Source organism: Streptomyces daliensis, assembly GCF_054782395.1.
In genome coordinates this window covers 115,515-134,649 of record NZ_BAAGSO010000106.1, presented here as the reverse complement: position 1 = coordinate 134,649, position 19,135 = coordinate 115,515, and the positions used below count along the sequence as shown (strand labels likewise).

Annotated in this window: 17 protein-coding genes; 3 read left to right on the top strand and 14 right to left on the bottom strand. The window is 73.1% G+C overall.

Annotated features, from left to right (window positions below; genetic code table 11):
• Window positions 1-5: 5 nt before the first annotated feature.
• Both ACYVOO_RS28250 and ACYVOO_RS28245 read right to left on the bottom strand, forming a co-directional pair.
• Complete coding sequence (locus tag ACYVOO_RS28250) at window positions 6-1,967, bottom strand: sensor histidine kinase (RefSeq protein ID WP_461018534.1); 1,962 nt, start codon at window positions 1,965-1,967, stop codon at window positions 6-8.
• 416 nt (window positions 1,968-2,383) lie between these two features.
• A complete protein-coding gene (locus ACYVOO_RS28245; protein ID WP_461018533.1) occupies window positions 2,384-3,031 on the bottom strand; it encodes an alpha-ketoglutarate-dependent dioxygenase AlkB family protein in 648 nt (215 codons plus the stop codon).
• Between the two features lie 119 nt (window positions 3,032-3,150).
• On the opposite strand from ACYVOO_RS28245, the gene ACYVOO_RS28240 reads away from it, so the two are divergent.
• Both ACYVOO_RS28240 and ACYVOO_RS28235 read left to right on the top strand, forming a co-directional pair.
• Entirely contained in the window at window positions 3,151-3,780 is a 630-nt protein-coding gene (locus ACYVOO_RS28240; protein ID WP_461018532.1) for a TetR/AcrR family transcriptional regulator, read from the top strand.
• Between the two features lie 85 nt (window positions 3,781-3,865).
• A complete protein-coding gene (locus tag ACYVOO_RS28235; RefSeq protein ID WP_461018531.1) occupies window positions 3,866-4,660 on the top strand; it encodes a tyrosine-protein phosphatase in 795 nt (264 codons plus the stop codon).
• A 91-nt stretch (window positions 4,661-4,751) separates the two neighbouring features.
• Here the strand turns inward: ACYVOO_RS28235 and ACYVOO_RS28230 are convergent, their stop codons facing one another.
• The gene (locus ACYVOO_RS28230) at window positions 4,752-5,681 is read right to left on the bottom strand and encodes an NADP-dependent oxidoreductase (protein WP_461018530.1); all 930 of its coding nucleotides are present in this window, start codon (window positions 5,679-5,681) and stop codon (window positions 4,752-4,754) included.
• Between the two features lie 72 nt (window positions 5,682-5,753).
• Here ACYVOO_RS28230 and ACYVOO_RS28225 point away from each other — a divergent pair, with 72 nt between their 5' ends.
• The gene (locus ACYVOO_RS28225; protein WP_461018529.1) at window positions 5,754-6,134 is read left to right on the top strand and encodes a winged helix-turn-helix transcriptional regulator; all 381 of its coding nucleotides are present in this window, start codon (window positions 5,754-5,756) and stop codon (window positions 6,132-6,134) included.
• Between the two features lie 22 nt (window positions 6,135-6,156).
• On the opposite strand, the gene ACYVOO_RS28220 is transcribed toward ACYVOO_RS28225, so the two are convergent.
• The 11 genes from ACYVOO_RS28220 to hpnC form a co-directional block, all read right to left on the bottom strand.
• Window positions 6,157-6,357 (bottom strand): DUF6126 family protein, encoded by a 201-nt coding sequence (locus ACYVOO_RS28220; RefSeq protein ID WP_461018528.1) that lies wholly within the window; start codon window positions 6,355-6,357, stop codon window positions 6,157-6,159.
• A gap of 17 nt (window positions 6,358-6,374) precedes the next feature.
• On the bottom strand, window positions 6,375-6,986 hold the full coding sequence (locus tag ACYVOO_RS28215; RefSeq protein ID WP_461018527.1) for a helix-turn-helix domain-containing protein: 612 nt from the start codon (window positions 6,984-6,986) through the stop codon (window positions 6,375-6,377).
• Window positions 6,987-7,082: 96 nt separating this feature from the next.
• Window positions 7,083-8,489 (bottom strand): aspartate aminotransferase family protein, encoded by a 1,407-nt coding sequence (locus ACYVOO_RS28210; RefSeq protein ID WP_461018526.1) that lies wholly within the window; start codon window positions 8,487-8,489, stop codon window positions 7,083-7,085.
• A complete protein-coding gene (dxs, locus tag ACYVOO_RS28205; protein ID WP_461018525.1) occupies window positions 8,486-10,492 on the bottom strand; it encodes a 1-deoxy-D-xylulose-5-phosphate synthase in 2,007 nt (668 codons plus the stop codon). Before dxs ends, ACYVOO_RS28210 begins: the two co-directional genes overlap by 4 nt.
• A 46-nt stretch (window positions 10,493-10,538) precedes the next feature.
• Entirely contained in the window at window positions 10,539-11,558 is a 1,020-nt protein-coding gene (gene hpnH, locus ACYVOO_RS28200) for an adenosyl-hopene transferase HpnH (protein ID WP_461018524.1), read from the bottom strand.
• Between the two features lie 7 nt (window positions 11,559-11,565).
• Window positions 11,566-12,426: a phosphorylase family protein gene (locus tag ACYVOO_RS28195; protein WP_461018523.1), complete on the bottom strand. Its 861-nt coding sequence runs from the start codon at window positions 12,424-12,426 to the stop codon at window positions 11,566-11,568.
• Window positions 12,426-14,426 carry a squalene--hopene cyclase gene (gene shc / locus ACYVOO_RS28190; RefSeq protein WP_461018522.1) on the bottom strand — a complete coding sequence of 667 codons (2,001 nt, stop codon included), beginning with the start codon at window positions 14,424-14,426 and terminating at the stop codon, window positions 12,426-12,428. Before shc ends, ACYVOO_RS28195 begins: the two co-directional genes overlap by 1 nt.
• Before the next feature lie 92 nt (window positions 14,427-14,518).
• Window positions 14,519-15,655, bottom strand: a complete 1,137-nt coding sequence (locus tag ACYVOO_RS28185) for a polyprenyl synthetase family protein (RefSeq protein WP_461018521.1) — start codon at window positions 15,653-15,655, stop codon at window positions 14,519-14,521.
• On the bottom strand, window positions 15,652-17,121 hold the full coding sequence (hpnE, locus tag ACYVOO_RS28180) for a hydroxysqualene dehydroxylase HpnE (protein ID WP_461018520.1): 1,470 nt from the start codon (window positions 17,119-17,121) through the stop codon (window positions 15,652-15,654). The genes ACYVOO_RS28185 and hpnE overlap by 4 nt, the downstream gene beginning before the upstream one ends.
• Window positions 17,118-18,059 carry a presqualene diphosphate synthase HpnD gene (hpnD, locus tag ACYVOO_RS28175; RefSeq protein WP_461018519.1) on the bottom strand — a complete coding sequence of 314 codons (942 nt, stop codon included), beginning with the start codon at window positions 18,057-18,059 and terminating at the stop codon, window positions 17,118-17,120. The genes hpnE and hpnD overlap by 4 nt, the downstream gene beginning before the upstream one ends.
• Window positions 18,060-18,066: 7 nt before the next feature.
• Window positions 18,067-19,047, bottom strand: coding sequence for a squalene synthase HpnC (hpnC, locus tag ACYVOO_RS28170; protein ID WP_461018518.1), 981 nt, complete (start codon window positions 19,045-19,047; stop codon window positions 18,067-18,069).
• Window positions 19,048-19,135: the final 88 nt, after the last annotated feature.

Genomic DNA, 19,135 nt, shown 5'->3' with positions numbered 1-19,135 from the left:
CGCGCTCAACGGGCGGTACGGGGGGAGTCCCCACCCGGGGCCGGAAGGGGGAGGCTCCCTCCGGCGGCGGGGGGAGGGGCGCCGGGTGCTTCGGCGCCCTCGGAGGCTTCGGCGAGGCTGGTGCCCCTGCGGAAGGCGGCCATCAGACCGGGGTCGTGCCCCTGGTCGGCGTCGCCGTCCGTGAGGCCGCGCGCCTTGGGGGGATCGCGCAGCTCGGGCACGAGGTGTTCCTGGCGCCTGCGCCGGGGCAGCCGGGGGCGCGGCCCTTCCGCGTCACCGAGGCCGTGGGGGGCGGGGTACGGGGTGGGGGCGGGCACGGATGCGGGCGCGGGTGCGGGCGCGGTGGCCGCTTCGCCGTGCCCGTTCGGGGCGTGGTGCGGCTCGCCCGGCACGGGGAGCGGGGACGGCTCGACGTGGGGGGCGCGGGGGGCGTGGGGAGCGCGGGGCGTGTGCGGGGCCGCCGACGCGTACGGCTCCGGCACCTGCGGCGCGTACTGCGGCTCCTGCTCCGGCTCCGGCGGTACGGGCGGCTCGTACGGTGCGCTGACGGCCGTCCGCGCCGGGGGCCGCTCCCCGTTCCCGTGGTTACCGCTGCTCCCGTTCCGCCCGGAGGGGGCGGTCCGCGCTGGCAGACCCTGCCGCTCGGGCGGGCGCGGGCCCTGATCCGGGGCGGCCTCCGGGAGGGAGGGCCGGGCGGCCTGCCCGGGTATGGCCCGGCCGGTCCCCCGCTCGGGCTCGGCCGCGTACTCGGCACGGGCGCGCGCGGCGCGCGCCGTCGCTGTGGCCGCCGTCGGGGAGGCGCCGTCCTCCGGGGACCCGTCGTGCTTGCCCACGCTCTCCGTGTTGTCGCCGAGGAGGACGCGGGGCAGGACCAGCACGGCCTGGACGCCGCCGTAGATGTTGCTCTGGAGCTGTACGACGATGCCGTGCCGCCGTGCGAGGGCCGAGACGACGAACAGGCCGATCCTGCCGTCCTGGAGCAGCTCCGCCACGTCGATGGGCTCGGGGTCCGAGAGCACCGCGTTCATGCGGTTCTGCTCGGCCGCCGTCATGCCCAGGCCGCGGTCCTCGACCTCGACGGCGAGCCCCGCCGTGACGTGCTGGGCCCGCAGGAGGACCTGCGTCTGGGGCGCGGAGTAGACGGTGGCGTTCTCCACCAGTTCGGCCAGCAGGTGGATGATGTCGGCGACCGCGTGCCCGCGCAGCGTGCCCTCGATCGGGGGCACGAGCTTGACCCGCGGATACTGCTCCACCTCGGCGATGGACGAGCGGAGCACCTCGGTCATCGTGACGGGCCTGCTCCACTGGCGGCGGGAGACCGCGCCGCCGAGGACGGCGAGGTTCTCGGCGTGGCGCCGGATGCGGGTGGCGAGGTGGTCGACGTGGAAGAGGCCCTTGAGCAGGTCCGGGTCCTCGACCTCGTTCTCCAGCTCGTCCAGCAGCTCGATCTCTCGGTGGACGAGCGACTGGAGCCTGCGGGCGAGGTTGACGAAGACCTCGACCTTCTCGTCGCTGCCGTTGGAACTGCTGCGCACGAGCGCGGCGGCATCGGTGACGGCGGCCTCCGCCGCGCGCTGGGCGCGGCCGAGTTCGTGGGCGAGGAGGTCGAGCGCATCGGCGTCACCGGAGAGTTCGGGCAGCGGCGGCTGGCTGCGCGGCCTGGGGCGCTCACCCTGTTCTAAACGCTGGAGGAGGGCGCGGACCTCGGCATGGCTGCGTACGGTGGAGCGGCGCAGCGCGGCGTAGCGTTCGGCGGTGCCCCTGGCCTCGGAGGAGGCGAGGAGGGCGCCTCCGGCGACGGCGGCGCAGACCAGCAGGAGGGCGAGCGCGAGGACGCTCCACAGCACGGTGCCGTGGCTGTCGTCGGTGGGGGCTCCGGTCGCGTCGAGTCCGCCCTCGGCCGTCATCACGTAGGCGACGACGGCGGACGCGGTCACCGCGACGATTCCGGCGGGGAGCACGGCCATGCGCACCATGCGCCGGCGCGCGGCGGCGTCCTTGGCGGTCTCGGGCGCGGGGGCCTTGCCGTGGCGGCCCCGCGAACCGTGTGCTCCGGGTGTTCCGTGTGTGGTGGAGGGGCCCTGCTGAGGGCCCGGAGCGGCCGGAACATAACCGGGACCGGACGTTCCCCTTCCTGTCTGCACCGCGTAACTCAGAGGTTCGGGCATCGGAATCCTCGGTGAAGTCGAGATCTGGTGACGGGCTCGCTCAGGGGCACGACGGCTCTCACAGCGCCGTTGCCACGCTAGCTGTCACAACAACTCCGCAAGGAAGCGGATGACATATTCGCCACCCTTCGCCAGCCCCGTAAGAGTGAAAATCTCGGGCATTCGTTTGAATGGAATATCCGATCACAACTCCCTTGCGGAATGCGGAAGTTACCTCATTCCCCGAGGGCCCTCACGGTGACGTTCACCCGCCCGCGCAGCCCCAGCCCAGGCGGGCCGGAACCGGGTTCCGTACGGGGAACGCCGTGGTAGGCGAGGCGGCTCGGGCCGCCGAAGACAAAGGCGTCGCCGCTGCGCAGCCGCACATCCGCCCATGGTCGCCCACGGCTTTCCGCGTTTCCGAACCGGAATACGCAGGCGTCGCCGAGGCTGAAGGAAACGACGGGAGCGGCGCAGTGTTCGTCGCTGTCGCGGTGCATCCCCATGCGCGCTTCATCGTCGTAAAAATTGATGAGCGCAATGTCGTACGCCACCGCGTGCGGCTCTTCTCCGTACGCCCTCCGCACTGCCTGACGTGCCCACTCCCCCAGCCAGCCGGGAAAGGGCTTCACCGGCGAGCCGTCGCCGTCGGTCACCGTGCGCGCGTAGCCGTACGGATACCAGTGCCATCCCAGGCTCACCTGGCGCACCGACATCAGCGCGCCGCTGGGCATGCGCACCGTGCGCAGCCCGGCGGGCGGCATCGCCCACTCGCGGCACGCCGCGAGCAGCTCGCGCTGGGCCTCCGCGTCCAGCCAGCCCGGCAGGTGCACGGCCCCCGGCGCGACCTCGGCCGCCGGGAGCGGGAACAGCTCGTCGCTCACCCCGCCAGGGTAGGCGGGCCGCGAGCGCCGCCAGCGCCCGTCCCGGGCCGCTGACCACGGCCGGCAACGGCCGCGCGAGAGGGCGCTTCGAGGCCCCTCCCGCTGTGTAGGGTGACCGCGTGGCAAGGGTCCGGTTAAGCGTGGCGGAGCGGCGCGAGGAACTGCTGGGCGCGGCGGTCCGGCAGATCGAGGAGCGCGGGGTCGCGGCACTGCGCATCGCGGACGTCGCCAAGGAGCTGGGCATCAGCAACGCGCTCGTCCTCTACCACTTCGACACCAAGGAGAAGCTGGTCTCCGCCGCCTTCGCGCACGCGGCCGAGGGCGATCTCGACCGGCTGACCACCCTCCTGGGACGGCGCGGCACGGCGCTGCGGCGGCTGCGTGCCGCGGTGCGCTGGTACGCGCCGACGGGGCAGGCCAAGGGCTGGAAGCTGTGGATCGAGGGCTGGGCCGCCTCGCTGCGGGAGCCGGAGCTGCGGGCCGTCGGCGAGAACCTGGACAGGCGGTGGAAGTCCGCGCTGGCCGAGGTGATCGCGGAGGGCACCGAGGCCGGTGAGTTCACCTGCGGGGACCCGCACGGCGCCGCCTGGCGGCTGACCGCGCTGCTGGACGGGCTCGCCGTCCGGATGACCGCGTATCCGCGTGCGCTCGCCCGCCGCCGCATGGAGGTCTGGGTCGACGAGGCACTGGCCCGTGAGCTGGGTCTGGAGCCCGGGGCGCTGTCGCGGGAGTCACGCGCACGGCACTGATTGCCCACGGCACCCATGTCGTATCGTCGGCAGGGTCGGCCCTCAGAGACGAGACGATCGGCCACCCCAGAGACGAGGAGCGCCCGTGACCCAGCAGTCCGCCGAGACCAGCCTCACCGGAGTGCGGAACTTCCGCGACGTCGGCGGGCTGCCGACCGAGGACGGGCGCCGGGTACGGCATGGTGTGCTCTTCCGCAGCGGCCACCTCGCGCACGCGACGGACGAGGACGCGGCGTTCCTGGGCGGGCTCGGGCTCCACACCGTCTTCGACTTCCGCAACTCCGCCGACCAGGCGCTGGAGGGCCCGGACATCGCGCTGCCCGGCGTGCGCAATGTGAACATCCCGCTGACGGACCCCGCCGACGGCGCGGAGTTCTGGCGGATGGTGCGCGAGGGCGAGCTGGACCAGTTGCGCGCTGTGCTCTCCGACGACCAGGGCGCGGAGCGGATGATCGGCTCGTACCGCACCATGATCAGGCAGCGTACCGAGGAGCACAGCAGGGTGCTGCACTCCCTCGCCGAGGACAGCGTGCCCGCGCTGATGCACTGCGCGGCGGGCAAGGACCGCGCGGGCCTGTCCATCGCGGTGACGCTGCTGGCGCTCGGCGTGGAGCGCGAGGCCATCGAGGCCGACTACCTGAAGTCCAACTCCCCGCACCGGCGCTACAAGGTGCACCGCAGCCCCAGCTCCCGCGCGGGCATGTCGCCCGAGGTGATGGAGCTGCTGTCCCCGCTGTTCGACGCGCGCCCCACCTACCTCGCCGCCGCCTTCGAGGCGATGGACGAGAGGTGGGGCGGGGCCGAGGCGTATCTGACCGAGGGGCTGAAGCTGTCCCCGGCGACGCTGGAGCGGCTGCGGGACCGGCTGTTGGAGGGCTGAGCCGCCGGGCGCCGCCCCCACGTCGTCGGCGTCCTCGCCGACGCGAGGCCCCGCGCGAGGGCCCGCGCGAGGACCCGCGACGGTGACGGGATCAGACGGTGAGGACGAGCTTCCCCTGGAGGTGGCCGCCGTCGAGCAGCCGGTGCGCGTCGGCCACCCGCTCGAACGGGAACGTCTCCCCCACGTGCACCCGGAGCCTGCCCTGCTCGACGAGTCCGACGAGACCTCGCAGGGCGACCGGATCGGGATCGACCGCGATGCCGCTGAAGCGCATGCCGGCCGCCTCGTACGCGGCGGCAAGCTCCGGGTCGCCCATGGCGACCGCCGTCACCAGGTGGCCACCTGGGCGGAGCACTTCGAGCGACCGCGCGGCGGTGTCGCCGCCGAGCGTGTCGAGCACGACGTCGATGTCGCGGACCGCCTCGGTGAAGTCGGCCGCCGTGTAGTCGATCACCTCGTCGGCGCCGAAGCCCTCGACGAACCTCCGCTTGCTCCCGCTCGCGGTCGTGATCACATGCGCGCCGCGCGCCTTCGCGATCTGGATCGCGACGTGGCCGACCCCGCCACCGCCGCCGTGGATCAGAACGCGGTCGCCCTCGGTCACGCCTCCCAGGTCGACGAGGCCCTGCCACGCCGTCAGCCCGACGACCGGCAGCGCCGACGCCTCGGCGTGCGAGAGCGACGCGGGCTTGCGCGCCAGGTGCAGCGCCGGTGCCGATACGAACTCGGCGTACGCGTTGGCCGCCCGTGGGAACAGCGGCATCCCGAGCACCTCGTCGCCGGGCCTGAACCGCCATGTCTGCGACTCCTCGACGACACCGCTGATGTCCCAGCCGAGGACGAACGGCGGCCTGCCGAGCATCGGAGGGAACTCGCCGGAGCGCAGGAGCGCCTCCAGCGGGTTCAGCCCGATCGCCTTGACGCGGACGAGGACCTCGGTCGGGAGGGGCCGGGGCCGGGGCGCGTCCACGATGGTGAGCGCTTCGGGACCGCCGAGCGTCTGCTGGGTGATGACTCGCATGATTCTCCTGGCTCAAGGGGGGAGAACCCAAGCTATGTTTCCGAAAGGAACCAGCAGGTACCTTTGGTGGTCATGAGCGGTTTCGGGCCCAGTGACCCCTTCCTCGCCGACTGTCCGGCACGGCTGGCGGTCGAGCTGATCGCCGACAAGTGGACGGTGGTCGTGCTCTACGGCCTCAGCAGGGGCCCGGTGCGCCATGGCGAGCTGATCGGGCTGATCGGCGGCATCTCCCGCAAGATGCTCACCCAGACGCTCCGGCGGCTGGCGGCGCACGGGCTCGTCCGCCGCCACGCCTACGCCGAGGCGCCGCCCCGCGTCGAGTACGAACTCACCCCGCTCGGGGCGACGTTGATCGATCCGATCCACACGCTGACCGAGTGGGCGAGGGCGAACGGCGATGCGGTCCTCGACGCGCTCGACGCCGGTTCCGAGCCGGTCGCCCACGACGGCTGAGGCCCCCGCTGGGGAACCTCCGCTACTGGCGGCTCGCGCCCAGCTCGAAGAGCAGAAAGAAGAAGAACGCGATCAGGTGACCGGCCACCAGATAGACAAACAGTCTGACCGCGAGGCTGCGCGGGATGCGGCTCTCCTCGTTCATCCGCGACGCGGCCGGTACGGCGGACGCGGCGTGCGGGCCCTGTTCGCCGGGAGGCGGCCCGTGCTGCTCGGTGTCCATGGCGGTGACCTGGCCTTTCACGGGGTACGGGAGCCCTGCCCGCCGACGCACAGCTCGGTTGCCGTGCTGCGCAGCAGGGTGTGGACGAAGAGGAGGTCGGCGCCCTCGGGTGTGGCCGCCGAGATGCGGTGCGGGGTGGTGGAGTCGAAGTGCGCCGAGTCCCCGGGCCCGAGCACGTGCCTGGCCTCGCCCAGCGCCAGCCGCAGCCGCCCGCCGAGCACGTACAGCCACTCCTCGCCGGGGTGGACCCGCACCAGGTCGCCCTGGGCGCCCTGCGGGACGTGCACGCGCAGCGGCTGCATCGCCCGGCCCTGGCGGCCCGCCTGCCAGTACGTCCAGCCGCCCGCCTCCGTCGGCTCGCTCTCGTCCGCGCGCAGCACCGGGCGGTGCCCCGGCGGGGTCTCGCCGAGCAGCTCGGAGACGGTCGTGCCGTAGCAGCGGGACAGCTCCAGCAGCACGGGCAGCGAGGGCTGGCGCTGGCCGGTCTCCAGGCGGGACAGATACGCGGGGGACAGGCCCGCCCTGCCCGCGGCCGACTCCAGGGTCAGTCCGGCGGCCCTTCGCAGGTCACGCAACTGAGGGGCGACCGCCGACAGCTCGTCGGGGAGGCCGCTGGATTCAGGGCTCATGCTTCCGATTGAGCCAGAGACCTGCCTGCCGGGCAATTTTCTTGCCTCAGAGGCAAAAATCCCCGGCGCGACGCACGCCTGGTGCACTCCCGGCAGCTACCGCGCCGCGACGGCCTGTTTCACCAGCGTACGGCCGAAGTCCCACAGCAGACCGCCCCCGCTGTGCGCCTCGTCCATGAGCTGGGTGAAGGCGTCCACGAAGCGCTCGACCTCGCGCTCGCCGATGATCAGGGGCGGGATCAGCTTGATCACCTCCAGCTCGTCGCCCGAGACCTGCGTCAGGATGCGGTGCCGTTGGAAGAGCGGCACCACCACCATCTGCGCGAACAGCCCCTTGCGGGCCGCCTGGAGCATCGTCCAGCGCCCGCGCAGCCCCAGCGACTTGGGCCTGCCGAACTCGATGCCGATCATCAGGCCCCGGCCGCGTACGTCGTGCAGCAGCTCGTAACGGTCCACCAGCGCCGCCAGCCGCTCCCGCAGCAGCTCGCCCGTGCGGCGCGCGTTGCCCGTCAGGTCCTCGTCCTCCATGACCGCGAGGGTCGCCAGGCCCGCGGCCATGGCCTGCGCGTTCGCGCCGAAGCTGGCCGAGTGGACGAGGACTCGGTCCATGGACGAGTAGACCTTCTTGAAGATCCACTCCTTGCCGAGGGTCGCGCCGACGGGCACATAACCGCCCGAGAGCGCCTTGGCGACGCACACCAGGTCCGGGGCCTCGTCCGCCCCGTCCGCCCCGTCCCCCTCGTGCTGGTACGCGAAGAAGTCGCCGGTGCGCCCGAGCCCCGTCTGCACCTCGTCGACGATGAGCAGGGCGCCGTGCCGGTGGAGCAGTTCGCGGGCCGCGCGCAGATACCCGGGGGGCGCCTCGTGCACGCCCTTGCCCTGGACCGGCTCGACGACCAGGGCCGCCACGTCGCCCCCGCCCCGGCGCAGCTCCCGCTCCAGCGCCGCCAGGTCGCCCAGCGGCACGGCGGTGTCCGGCAGCAGCGGCCCGAACCCCTTGCGGAAGCCCTCCTCGCCATTGACGGAGAGGGAGCCGGTGGTGAGCCCGTGGAAGGCGTGGTCGCAGTAGAGGACCCTGGGCCGCCCCGTGGCACGGCGGGCGAACTTCAGCGCCGTCTCCACGGCCTCCGTGCCGCTGTTGCCGAAGAAGACCCGGTCGAGCCCCGGCGCGTGGGCGAGCAGCTTCTCGGCGAGCAGCCCCGGCAGGGGCGGGCAGTCGAAGCGGGTGAGGTCGGCGAGCGAGGCGTCGAGCACGTCGTGGAGCGCCTGCCGTACGACGGGGTGGTGGCGGCCGAGGCCCATGACGCCGAAGCCCGCGAGCATGTCGAGGTAATCGTGGCCTTCGGCGTCGTAGAAGTAGGCGCCCTCGGCGCGCGTGTAGGTCTTGTCGAAACCGATGGTGTGCAGCATGCGGGGCAACTGGTGGTTCAGGTGCCTGGCGTGCAGCTCGTAGCGCTCGTCGGCGCGCTCCGCGAGGAGTCCTGGCAGATCGAAGTCGGTCACGCGGTGCTCTCCTCGCTCGCTCTCGCGCTCCCCTCGGCGCTCCCCCTGGTGCCCTTGGCGCTCTCCTGTGGGCTTCCGCCGACGCCCTTCCCGGCCGTACGGGACCCGGCCGCGCGCGCCGGCGCCGAAGCGCGGGCCAGCGTCGTGGCCACGCTGCCCGCGATCCCGGCGGGGGTGAGGCCGATGTCGGCCAGGATCTCGCCCCGCTTGGCGTGGGCCAGGAAGCGTGCGGGGATGCCCAGCGCGCACACCGGCACCCGCACCTCCGCGTCGCGCAGTGCCTGCGCCACGGCCGAACCGACGCCCCCCGCACGGCAGTTGTCCTCGACGACGGCGACGGCCCGGTAGCGCCGCGCCAGTTCGGGGAGCGCCGCGTCCACGGGCTTGACCCACCTCGGGTCGACCACCGTGGCGCCCAGCCCCCGCTCCTCCAGCAGCGCCGCCGCCTCCAGGCAGGCGGGCGCCAGCGCGCCGACCGAGACCAGCAGCACGTCGTGCCCCAGCCCGTCGGGCACCTCGCGCAGCACGTCCATGCCGCCGGCCGTGCGCAGCGCGGGCACGGGCTCCCCCACCGCCTCCTTGGGGAAGCGCACCACCGTCGGCGCGTCGTCCACCTCGACGGCCTCGCGCAGTTCGGCGCGCAGCGTGTTCGCGTCGCGGGGTGCCGCGATGCGCAGCCCCGGGACGACCTGGAGCAGCGACATGTCCCACATGCCGTGGTGCGAGGGTCCGTCGGGCCCGGTGATCCCGGCCCGGTCGAGGACGAAGGTGACCCCGCAGCGGTGCAGGGCGACGTCCATCAGCACCTGGTCGAAGGCGCGGTTCAGGAAGGTGGCGTAGACGGCGACGACCGGGTGCAGCCCGCCCGCCGCCATGCCGGCGGCCGAGACAGCGGCGTGCTGCTCGGCGATGCCCACGTCGTGGACGCGGTCCGGGTACGCCTCGGCGAACGGGCTCAGCCCCACCGGGTCGAGCATGGCCGCCGTGACGGCGACGAGATCGGGCCGCTCGGCCCCCAGCCGCACCATCTCCGCGCCGAACACGGAGGTCCAGGAGGGTCCGGCGGCCGGGCCGACCGGTGCGCAGGTGGCCGGGTCCATCCGGCCGACGGTGTGGAAGCGGTCGGTCTCGTCCGCGAGCGCGGGCTCGTAGCCGCGGCCCTTCTCGGTGCGGCAGTGCACCAGGACGGGGCCGCGGAAGCGCTTGGCGCGGCGCAGGGCCGACTCGACGGCGGCGATGTCGTGCCCGTCGACGGGCCCGACGTACTTGAGCCCCAGGTCCTCGAACATGCCCTGGGGCGCCACCGCGTCCTTGAGACCCTTCTTCGCGCCGTGCAGGGACTCGTAGAGCGGCCTGCCGACGAGGGGCGTGGCCTGGAGCACGTCCTTGCCCCAGGCCAGCACGCGCTCGTACTCGTTGGTCGTGCGCAGCGTCGCCAGGTGGTCGGCGAGGCCGCCGATGGTCGGCGCGTAGGAGCGCTCGTTGTCGTTGACGACGATGACGAGGGGGCGGTCGTCGGCCGCCGCGATGTTGTTGAGTGCCTCCCAGGCCATGCCCCCTGTGAGCGCGCCGTCCCCTGTCACCGCCACCACGTGCCGCTCGCGCCCGCACAGGCCGTCCGCCTTGGCCAGCCCGTCGGCCCAGCCCAGCACGGTGGAGGCGTGACTGTTCTCGATGACGTCGTGCTCCGACTCCTCGCGCGAGGGGTAGCCGGAGAGGCCGCCCTTGCCCTTGAGCTTGGAGAAGTCCTGCCTGCCCGTCAGCAGCTTGTGCACATAGGACTGGTGCCCGGTGTCCCACAGGATGCGGTCGGCGGGCGAGTCGAAGACCCGGTGCAGGGCGATGGTCAGCTCGACCACGCCCAGGTTCGGCCCCAGATGGCCACCGGTGCGCGAGACCGCCTGGACGAGGAACTCGCGGATCTCGCCCGCGAGTTCGTCCAGGTCGGCGATGGACAGTGCGTCGAGATCCCGTGGCCCTCTGATGCTCTCCAGCAAGGACATGGTCCGGCCCCCCTCTGGCCTCTGGCTGTTCGCGTGCGGCTGTCGGCTACTTGGCGCTGCTGACGGTCTCCCTCGCGGCCCGGATCGACTCCTTGAGGGAGCCCATGGTGGCGAGGACGGCGGTCGGCTCGTAGCCGCAGTGCGCCATGCAGTTCGCGCACCGGGGGTCCTTGCCGCGCCCGTACGCGCTCCAGTCGGTCTCCTCGATCAGCTCCTTGTACGTGGGCACATAGCCGTCGCTCATCAGGTAGCAGGGGCGCTGCCAGCCGAAGAGGGAGTAGTTGGGGATGGCCCAGGCCGTGCAAGCGAAGTCGGCCTTGCCCTCCAGGAAGTCGAGGAAGAGCGGGCTGTGGTTGAGCCGCCAGCGGCCCCGGTTCCCGCCCGCGAACGCCTTCTTGAACAGCTCGCGGGTCTGCTCCACGCCGAGGAAGTGCTCCTGGTCCGGCGCCTTCTCGTAGGCGTAGGCCGGGGAGATCATCATCTCGTCGACCTTGAGATCGTCGTTGAGGTAGTTCAGCACCTCGATGACGGTCTGGGGCGTGTCGGTGTTGAAGAAGGTGGAGTTGGTGGTGACGCGGAAGCCGCGCCGCTTGGCCTCCTTCATCGCCTCCACCGCCTCGTCGAAGACGCCCTCCTTGGCCACGGACTCGTCGTGGCGCTCGCGCAGCCCGTCGATGTGCACGGCGAAGGCGAAGTAGGGGGACGGGGTGAACTCGTCCATCTTCTTGCGCATCAGCATCGCGTTGGTGCAAAGGAAGACGAACTTCTTCCTCGCCACGAGCTGCCGGACGATCTCGCCGATCTGCGGGTGCATCAGCGGTTCGCCGCCCGCGATGGAGACCATCGGGGCACCGGACTCCAGCACGGCGCCGACGGCCTGCGCGACGGGCATGCGCTGCTTGAGCACCCCGGCCGGGTGCTGGATCTTGCCGCAGCCCTCGCACTTGAGGTTGCAGGCGTACAGCGGTTCCAGCTCGACGATCAGGGGGAACTTCTCACGGCGGCGGAGCTTCTGCTGGAAGAGATAGGTGCCGATACGCACGGTCTGGCGGAGGGGCATGGCCATTTCTCGCTCACCTCCAGGGGAGCAGCAAGGATCGGTGCCATTCGAGGAACGCGGGCAGGACACCGTGCAGAACACGGAATGCCGATATTCCACCTCGCAGTGTCCCAATCCGGACAAGCTCATGGCCGGGGGCGTCCACCACCACCCGTACGGCGGCAAGCGGACGCGCCCCGGCGGGTGCGGGAGCGACGGGCGCGACGGACTCAGCGGGCGCGAGGGAGGCCGGGGAAGCCCGGGAAGCGGCGGGACCACCCGGCCTGCCCCTGCCCGGTCCGCCCGGCCCGGCCGGTACGGCGGAAGCGGCGGCCAGCGTGGCGGCCGACTCCATGTCCACGGCGACGGCCCCCGTGGCGGCCCTCAGCTCCTCGCGCGCCGCGCCGCGCACCACGTGGCCCGAACCCGCGAGCAGGCCCGTGTGCACCGTCCCGAGGCCCTCCAGCGCTGCGGCGAGCGCGGCCGTGCCCGTGCACGCGGTGCTGCCGCCCGAGGAGTCCGGACCGTTCGAGGCGCCCGAGGTGTCCGGGGCTGCCCGGGTGGCGTCGGCCACAACAAGATCCCCGGGGTGCATGCCGGGCACGAGCCCGGCGCAGAAGCCGGTGGCCACGACGGCGGTACGGCCCGGCACCGGCTCGCCGCGCAGCGCGGCGGCCACGGCGGCGCCCGCGGCCTGCGGGCCCATCCCCGTCCGCAGGAGGGTGACGGCGGCGCCCGCGCGCTGCGCGGCGCCGCGCAGCGCGAGCCGCTCGATGCCCAGCGCGCAGGCGACCAGCAGCGGCTCCGGCGAAGCGGACCCCGGGGCGCCGGAGGCGCCGGGGGCGCCCCGCACGTCCGGCGCGCCCTCCGGAACCGGACCCCGCGCCGCGCCCATCAGGATTCCCGGGGTACGAGTCCGTCGCCGTGCAGATAGCGGCCCAGCGCGGTGACGGGGAAGACCATCCGGTACAGGTGGTAGTTGATCGAGAAGTCCCAGGGGAAGCCCGTCCCCGTGAAGTGCGGCTCGTCCCAGGAGCCGTCCTCGCACTGCGTGCGCGCGAGCCAGCCGACGGCGCGCCCGACGGCGGGCGACTCCCGCTCACCGGCCGCGAGCAGCGCGAGCAGCGCCCAGGCGGTCTGCGAAGCGGTGGACGCGCCGCGCCCCGCCCAGTCGGCCTCGCGGTAGGAGCGCTGGTCCTCGCCCCAGCCGCCGTCCTCGTTCTGCACGCTCTCCAGCCAGGACACGGCGCGCCGGATCGCGGGGTGCGAGGCGGGCAGCCCGGCTGCGGCGAGCGCGGGGACGACCGAGCCGGTGCCGTAGAGGTAGTTGGTGCCCCAGCGGCCGAACCAGGAGCCGTCGGCCTCCTGCTCCGCGAGGAGCCAGGCGATGGCCTTGCGGCAGCGCGGGTCGTGCTGCCTGCCCTCGGCCGCGAGCATCTCCACCACGTGCGCGGTGACGTCGGCGGACGGCGGGTCGATGACCTCGCCGAAGTCGCAGAAGGGGAGCCGGTTGGGGAAGGGGCTGGTGTTGTCGACGTCGAAGGCGGCCCAGGAGCCGTCGCGTGACTGCATGCCGAAGGTCCAGCGCACGGCCCGCTCGACGGCGCCGTCGAGCCGCGCCGGGTCGTGATGGCGCACGCGGCGCAGCGCGAGGGCGACCTCGGCGGTGTCGTCGATGTCGGGGTAGTTGTCGTTGTGGAACTCGAACGCCCAGCCGCCGGGCGGGAGTTGGGGTCTGCGCACGGCCCAGTCCCCGGCCCGTACGATCTCCTCGCCCAGCATCCAGTCGGCGGCCTTGACCAGCGCGGGGTGGTCGCGGGGCAGCCCGGCGTCGGCGAGCGCGATGGTGGCCAGGCAGGTGTCCCAGACCGGGGACTGGCACGCCTCGATCATGCGGCTGCCGTCGTCCTTCCAGACGGCGAAACGGTCCAGGGACTCCAGTCCGGCGCGCATGACGGGGTGGTCGAGGTCGTAGCCGAGGAGGCGCAGCGCGATCAGTGAGTAGACGGCGGGGGGCTGGATGCCGCCCCAGCAGCCGTCGTTCTCCTGCCGCTCGATGATCCAGCGCGACGCGTCCCGCAGCGCGGCGCGCCGCAGCCTGCGGGAGCCGACCTTGCGGTAGGCGTGCAGCGCGCGGTCCAGCCGCTGGAAGACCCCGTCCCAGCTCGTGACGGGGGCCATGGGCCGCGCCGGGCCCGGGCGCGCGGGGTCGCGGTGCAGCTCGTCCAGGGCGAAGGGCGCGGCGCGCACGGGGCGCTTCGCCGAGACGACGGTCAGCGGGACGATGGTCTGGCGGGCCCAGCAGCCGAAGTCGTAGATGTTGAGCGGGAACCACTTGGGGAGGTAGATCAGCTCGGGCGGCAGCTCCGGCAGGTCCTCCCAGCGCCACCAGCCGAAGAGCGCCAGCCAGATGCGGGTGAAGACGCGGCTCGCGGCGACCCCGCCCCGCTCCCTGACCCACCGCGAGGCGCGCTCCATGTGCGGCTCGCCGGGCGCGTCCCCGGCGAGCCGGAGCGCGACGTACGCCTCGATGGTCGTCGAGAGGTCGCCTGGGCCGCCGTGGAAGGTGGCCCAGGTGCCGTCCTCGCGCTGCTGCGCGCGGACGAAGCGGGCCGCGGCCTCGGTGGTTGCCTCGTCGCGGATGCCGAGGAACTCGCGCAGCAGCAGGTCCTCGGCGTCCATGGTGACGTTGGTCTCCAGATCGCCCTTCCACCAGCCCGCCTCGTCCTGACGGGCCAGCAGATGCTCGACGGCGCGCGCCGTGACGCGGGCCGCGAGGGCTTCGGGGCCGTCCGGGTCCGCGGCATCCGGACCCTGCCCCTCCCCCGGGTGTTTCGTGGTGGAGAGCGCGCGTGGGCCCACGGACCCGGTGCTGCCGTCTGTGGTGGCTGTCATCGCTTTCCCTTCCGATGTGTCCGAAGTTAGCGAGTTTGCCCCCTGCTTCACGGTCGGGCCAGCCACATGTGGGCCGTTTGCGCGAAGGGGTCCTACCGCTGTCGTACGACCACGAAGTCCGCCAGCGCCACGAGCTGGTCGCGCACGTGCCCCGGCATGTCCACGGTGTCCAGTGCGGCGATGGCGGTGGTGTGCTGCCGCTGTGCTTCCTGGGACGTCCACTCGCGTCCGCCCGCCTGCTCGATGAGCGCGGCACGGGCGGCGAACTCCGCCTCGTCGAAGTCCTCGAACTCCGCCTGGCTCTTCTTCGCGTCGGCCGTCATCAGCTCGGCCAGCCGCCGGGAGGCGGGGCCCTCGGCGGCGAGCGCGGCGACGACGGGCAGGGACTTCTTGCGCTGCCGCAGATCGCTCCAGGTCTGCTTGCCCGTGGCGTCCGGGTCGCCCCAGATGCCGAGCAGGTCGTCGACGGCCTGGAAGGCGAGGCCCAGGTGGTAGCCGTAGGACTCCAGCGCGTCGGCCGTACGGTCGTCGGCGCCGCCGAGCACCGCGCCGATGGAGACGGCGCAGGCGAGCAGGGCGCCCGTCTTGTTGCCCTCCATCTCCAGGCACTCCTCGACGGTGACCCGCTCGCGGTGCTCGTAGGAGATGTCCTGGGCCTGCCCGTCGATGAGCTTGCGGGTGGCGGTGGTGAGACGGCGGGTGGCGCGGCCCGCCTCCGCGGTGCCCAGCTCCAGCAGTATCTCGTTGGCCAGCGCGAAGAGCGCGTCCCCGACGAGGATGGCCTGCGCGGGGCCGTGGACCTTCCAGACGGTGTCGCGGTGGCGGCGCTGTTCGTCACCGTCCATCAGATCGTCGTGCAGCAGCGAGAAGTTGTGCACCAGCTCGACGGCGACGGCGCCCGGCAGCCCCGTCTCGGGGGAGGCGCCCGCGGCCTCGGCGGAGAGCAGCGCCAGCGCGGGGCGTACGGCCTTGCCGCCGTCGCCCTCGGAGGGGCGGCCAGCGGCGTCGATCCAGCCGAAGTGGTAGGCCGCGACGGTGTCCATCGGCTTGGCCAGCCGGTCGACGGCGGCGCGCAGCACCGGCGTCGCGAGCGTGCGCCCGCGCTCCAGCAGCGCCTTCACGCTCGCGTTGTCGACGACGGTGCGCTCGTTCGCCGTGGTCACAGGTTCTCCCTCACGTTCTGTGCTGGCCGTGCTGCTCGCTGCCTCGATGGGGCTGTCGATGGTCATGCCACCGCCCTTCCTTCCGTGCCGGGCACCGGGTCGTCGTCGTGCGGTCTGCCCAAGGCCGTGAGGGCTTCCCTGGCGGCGGTCGCCCCACTGCGTACAGCGCTCTCCATAGTTGCTGGCCAGCCAGTATCGGTCCACGCGCCCGCGAGGAAGACACCGGGCACCCCCGTGCGGGCCCCCGGCCGCAGCCGTCCCACTCCGGGGGACGGCGCGAAGGTGGCGGTGCGTTCGCGGGTGACGAAGAAGTCCCGCACCGTCGCGCCCCGTGCCGCGGGCAGGAGCCTCTCCAGTTCGGGGAGATAGCGCTCGCGCAAGACTGCCACGGGCCGGTCGATCTCGTCACCGGCCGCCGACTGCGACAGGGCGAGGTACTGGCCACTCGTGAGCCCTGAGGGAGCGGTGCGGTCGAAGACCCACTGGACGGGGCTGCCGAGGGCGGCGAAGAAGGGCCGCCGCAGCACCTTGCGGTCGTAGATGACATGGACGTTGAGGATCGGCGCCGTGCCGATCTCCAGCAGGCTGCCGGGGTTCACGAGCGCGCCCTCGGGCAGCAGCCCGTGCGCCTCGGTCTGCGGTACGGCCAGGACGACGCCGTCCGCCTCGTGCTCCTCGACGGGCCCGCCGCCGCTCTCGACGCCGACCCGCCAGCCCCCGCAGGGCCCTGGCGCTGGCACGAGGGAGCGGGCGCGGCTCTGGAGGAGGACGCGCACGCCCGCCTTGTCGAGCGCGGCGCGCGCGAGGGTGTCGTGGATGTCGCCGAGCGGCACGCGCGAGACGCCGATGTCGGCGGCGCCAGGGTCCGAGAGCAGCCCGGTCTTGAAGACCATGGCGGCGAGGCCCATGGAGGCGTACGGGGCGCGGGCGTTGAGGGTGGCGGTGCCCACCAGGTCCCACAGCGCCTCGATGGCCCGCTCGGACTGGCCGTGCCGGTGCAGCCAGGTGGCGAAGTCGATGCCGTCGAGCGCCGGGTCGGCCGGATCGAGCCCCTTGAGCGCGAGTGCGGCGCGCCCGACGGCGGCACGCTCGGCCAGTGAGAGGTGCGGGTAGGAGGCGAGACTCGCGGCGAGGTGGAGCGGGACGGGCAGCGCGGTGCGCCGGAGCCTGCCGAGCCGTGGGCGCTCCGGTGCGACGTCGAGTACGGGGACGTCCATCCGGCGCTGCACGGGGGCCAGGTCCGAGCCGCCGACGCGGTCGAGGAACCAGGTGTAGGCGGTGCAGCAGCGCAGGTGCACATGCTGTCCGTTGTCGATGGTCAGGGTGCCCTCGGGCGTGTTGCGCCGGAACGAGAAGGCGAGCCCGCCCAGCCGTCTGCGGGTCTCGACGAGGGTGACCTCGACCCCCGCGTCGGCGAGCCGCAGGGCCGCCGTGGTGCCCGCGATGCCGCCGCCGATGACGACGGCGCGGCGCCGTCCGCCGCTGCCGGGACCACTGCCGGGGGGACCGGCCCCCGGCTCTGGGCGGTTCATGTGCTCACGCTCCTCCTGGCGGCCTGCCGGGCGTCGAGGCCCGAGAGGCCGCGGACAGCGACGTACGCCTTCTCTCTTCCGGGCAGCGAGACCCGCTCCCGCAGGATGGCGTGGGGGTCGGCGGCGATGCGGTCGAGGAGGCGGTGGTAGATCCCCGCCATGGCCGCGACGCAGGCGCCTGAGCGGCGGTCGAGCATGGGCAGCAGCTTGTACCCCTCGGTGAACAGGGCGCGTGCGCGCCGGACTTCGAAGTGCACCAGTCCCGCGAAATCCGCTCCGGGCGGCGGGGTGTCGGTGTGGAATCCCGCCGCGCAGCCGAATTTCTCAAGATCCTCCCGGGGCAGGTACGTACGTCCGTTGTCAGCGTCTTCCCGCACATCGCGGAGAATATTGGTGAGTTGGAGCGCAAGGCCGAGTGTGTCGGCGTACTCCGGGGCGTGCGCCGTGTTGCGTGCGCCTGGTGCAGTACCGAACACCCCCAACGACAGCCGACCGATCGCCCCCGCGACGCAGCGGCAGTAGACCCTGAGATCGTCCCAGGTCTCGTACTCCGCGCCGCGCACATCCATCAGCACGCCGTCGATCAGTTCGTCGAGCCCGCCGAGCGGCAGCGGGTACCGGCGCGCGGCATCGCTGAGCGCGACGGCGACCGGGTCGGTGTCGTCCTCGTCGACGCGGCACTCGGCGATCCGGGCGAGGAGCCCTCTGGTCTCCTCCAGCCGGGACTTCTTCGCCGCCGCGTCCAGGGCGCCGTCGCCGATGTCGTCGACGCGCCGGGAGAAGGCGTAGAGCGCGGACATCGCCTGGCGCTTGCCGGTCGGCAGCAGCCGGATGCCGTAGGCGAAGTTGCGGGCCTGCGCCCCGGTGACGGCTTCGCAGTAGCTGTAGGCCGCCGCCACGGCAGGGGGCAGCTTCGCTGCGGGCCGGGCTCTGTCCACGGTCGGGTCACCCCTCTCTTCGCAGTGTCGCGACCACCTCGAGGAGGAGGCCGCGCTTGGTGGGCCGGGGAGGGCGGGCCAGCACGTCGTAGCGTGCTTCACGCAGGGCCCGTACGACCGCACGGCCGCCACCGGTGAACCCCGCGAGCAGGAGGCGGAGCCTGCCGCGCACGCTGTGCGTCAGCGGAACACCCCGCTCCAGCAGCCGCTCGGCGCGCTCGGCCTCGAAGGCCACGAGCGTGCGCACGGCGGCGCCCGCGCTCGGCGCCGCGAGGTCCTTCTCGGTCACGCCGAAGCGGTCCATGTCCTCGGCGGGGAGATAGATCCGGTCACGGCCGAGGTCCTCGGCGACGTCCTGGAGGTGTTCGACGATCTGGAGGGCTGTGCAGACGGCGTCGGAGTGCCGCACGCGCTCGGGTGTGGCAGTACCGGTGATGGCCAGAACGAGCCGCCCGACGGGGTTCGCCGACAGCTCGCAGTAGGCCAGCAGTTCGTCGTACGTCGCGTAACGGCGGACCTTCTGGTCCTGGCGGTTGGCCTCGATCAGCCCGAGAAACGGCTCGGGGGTGAGGCCGTGGCGGCGCACGGTGGGGACCAGGGCACGCAGGAGGGGGTGGCCAGGCGGGGCGACAGCGGCTCCGGGCGCGGGTGCGGGTGCGGGCCCGGGGAGCGCCGGGGCGCCGACGGGTGCGGCGGAGGGGGCTGTCGCGCCGGTGTGCCCGAAGACGCGGCGCAGGTCTGCCTCGAAGGCGTCGAGCATCGCGAGCCGGTCCCCCGCCTGCCCGGGTGCGACCCCGAGGAGCGCCGCGTCGTGGCCGCCGGGGGCGAGGTCGCCGTCGCCGATGTCGTCGACGAGGCGGGCGAAGCCGTAGACGGCCATCAGATCGTCGCGCCACTCGCGCGGCAGGAACCACGGGGCGACGGGGAAGTTCTCGCGCGCGGCCTTGGCGAGTACGGCGCGCGTCTGCGCGTCGGCATCCGCGGTCACCGCGTACTGCCCGTAGCCATTGCCGTCACATCTCCGTTTCTACACTGCCGACACAGAACATCCCTTTTCGGACACGCCGCGCGAATCG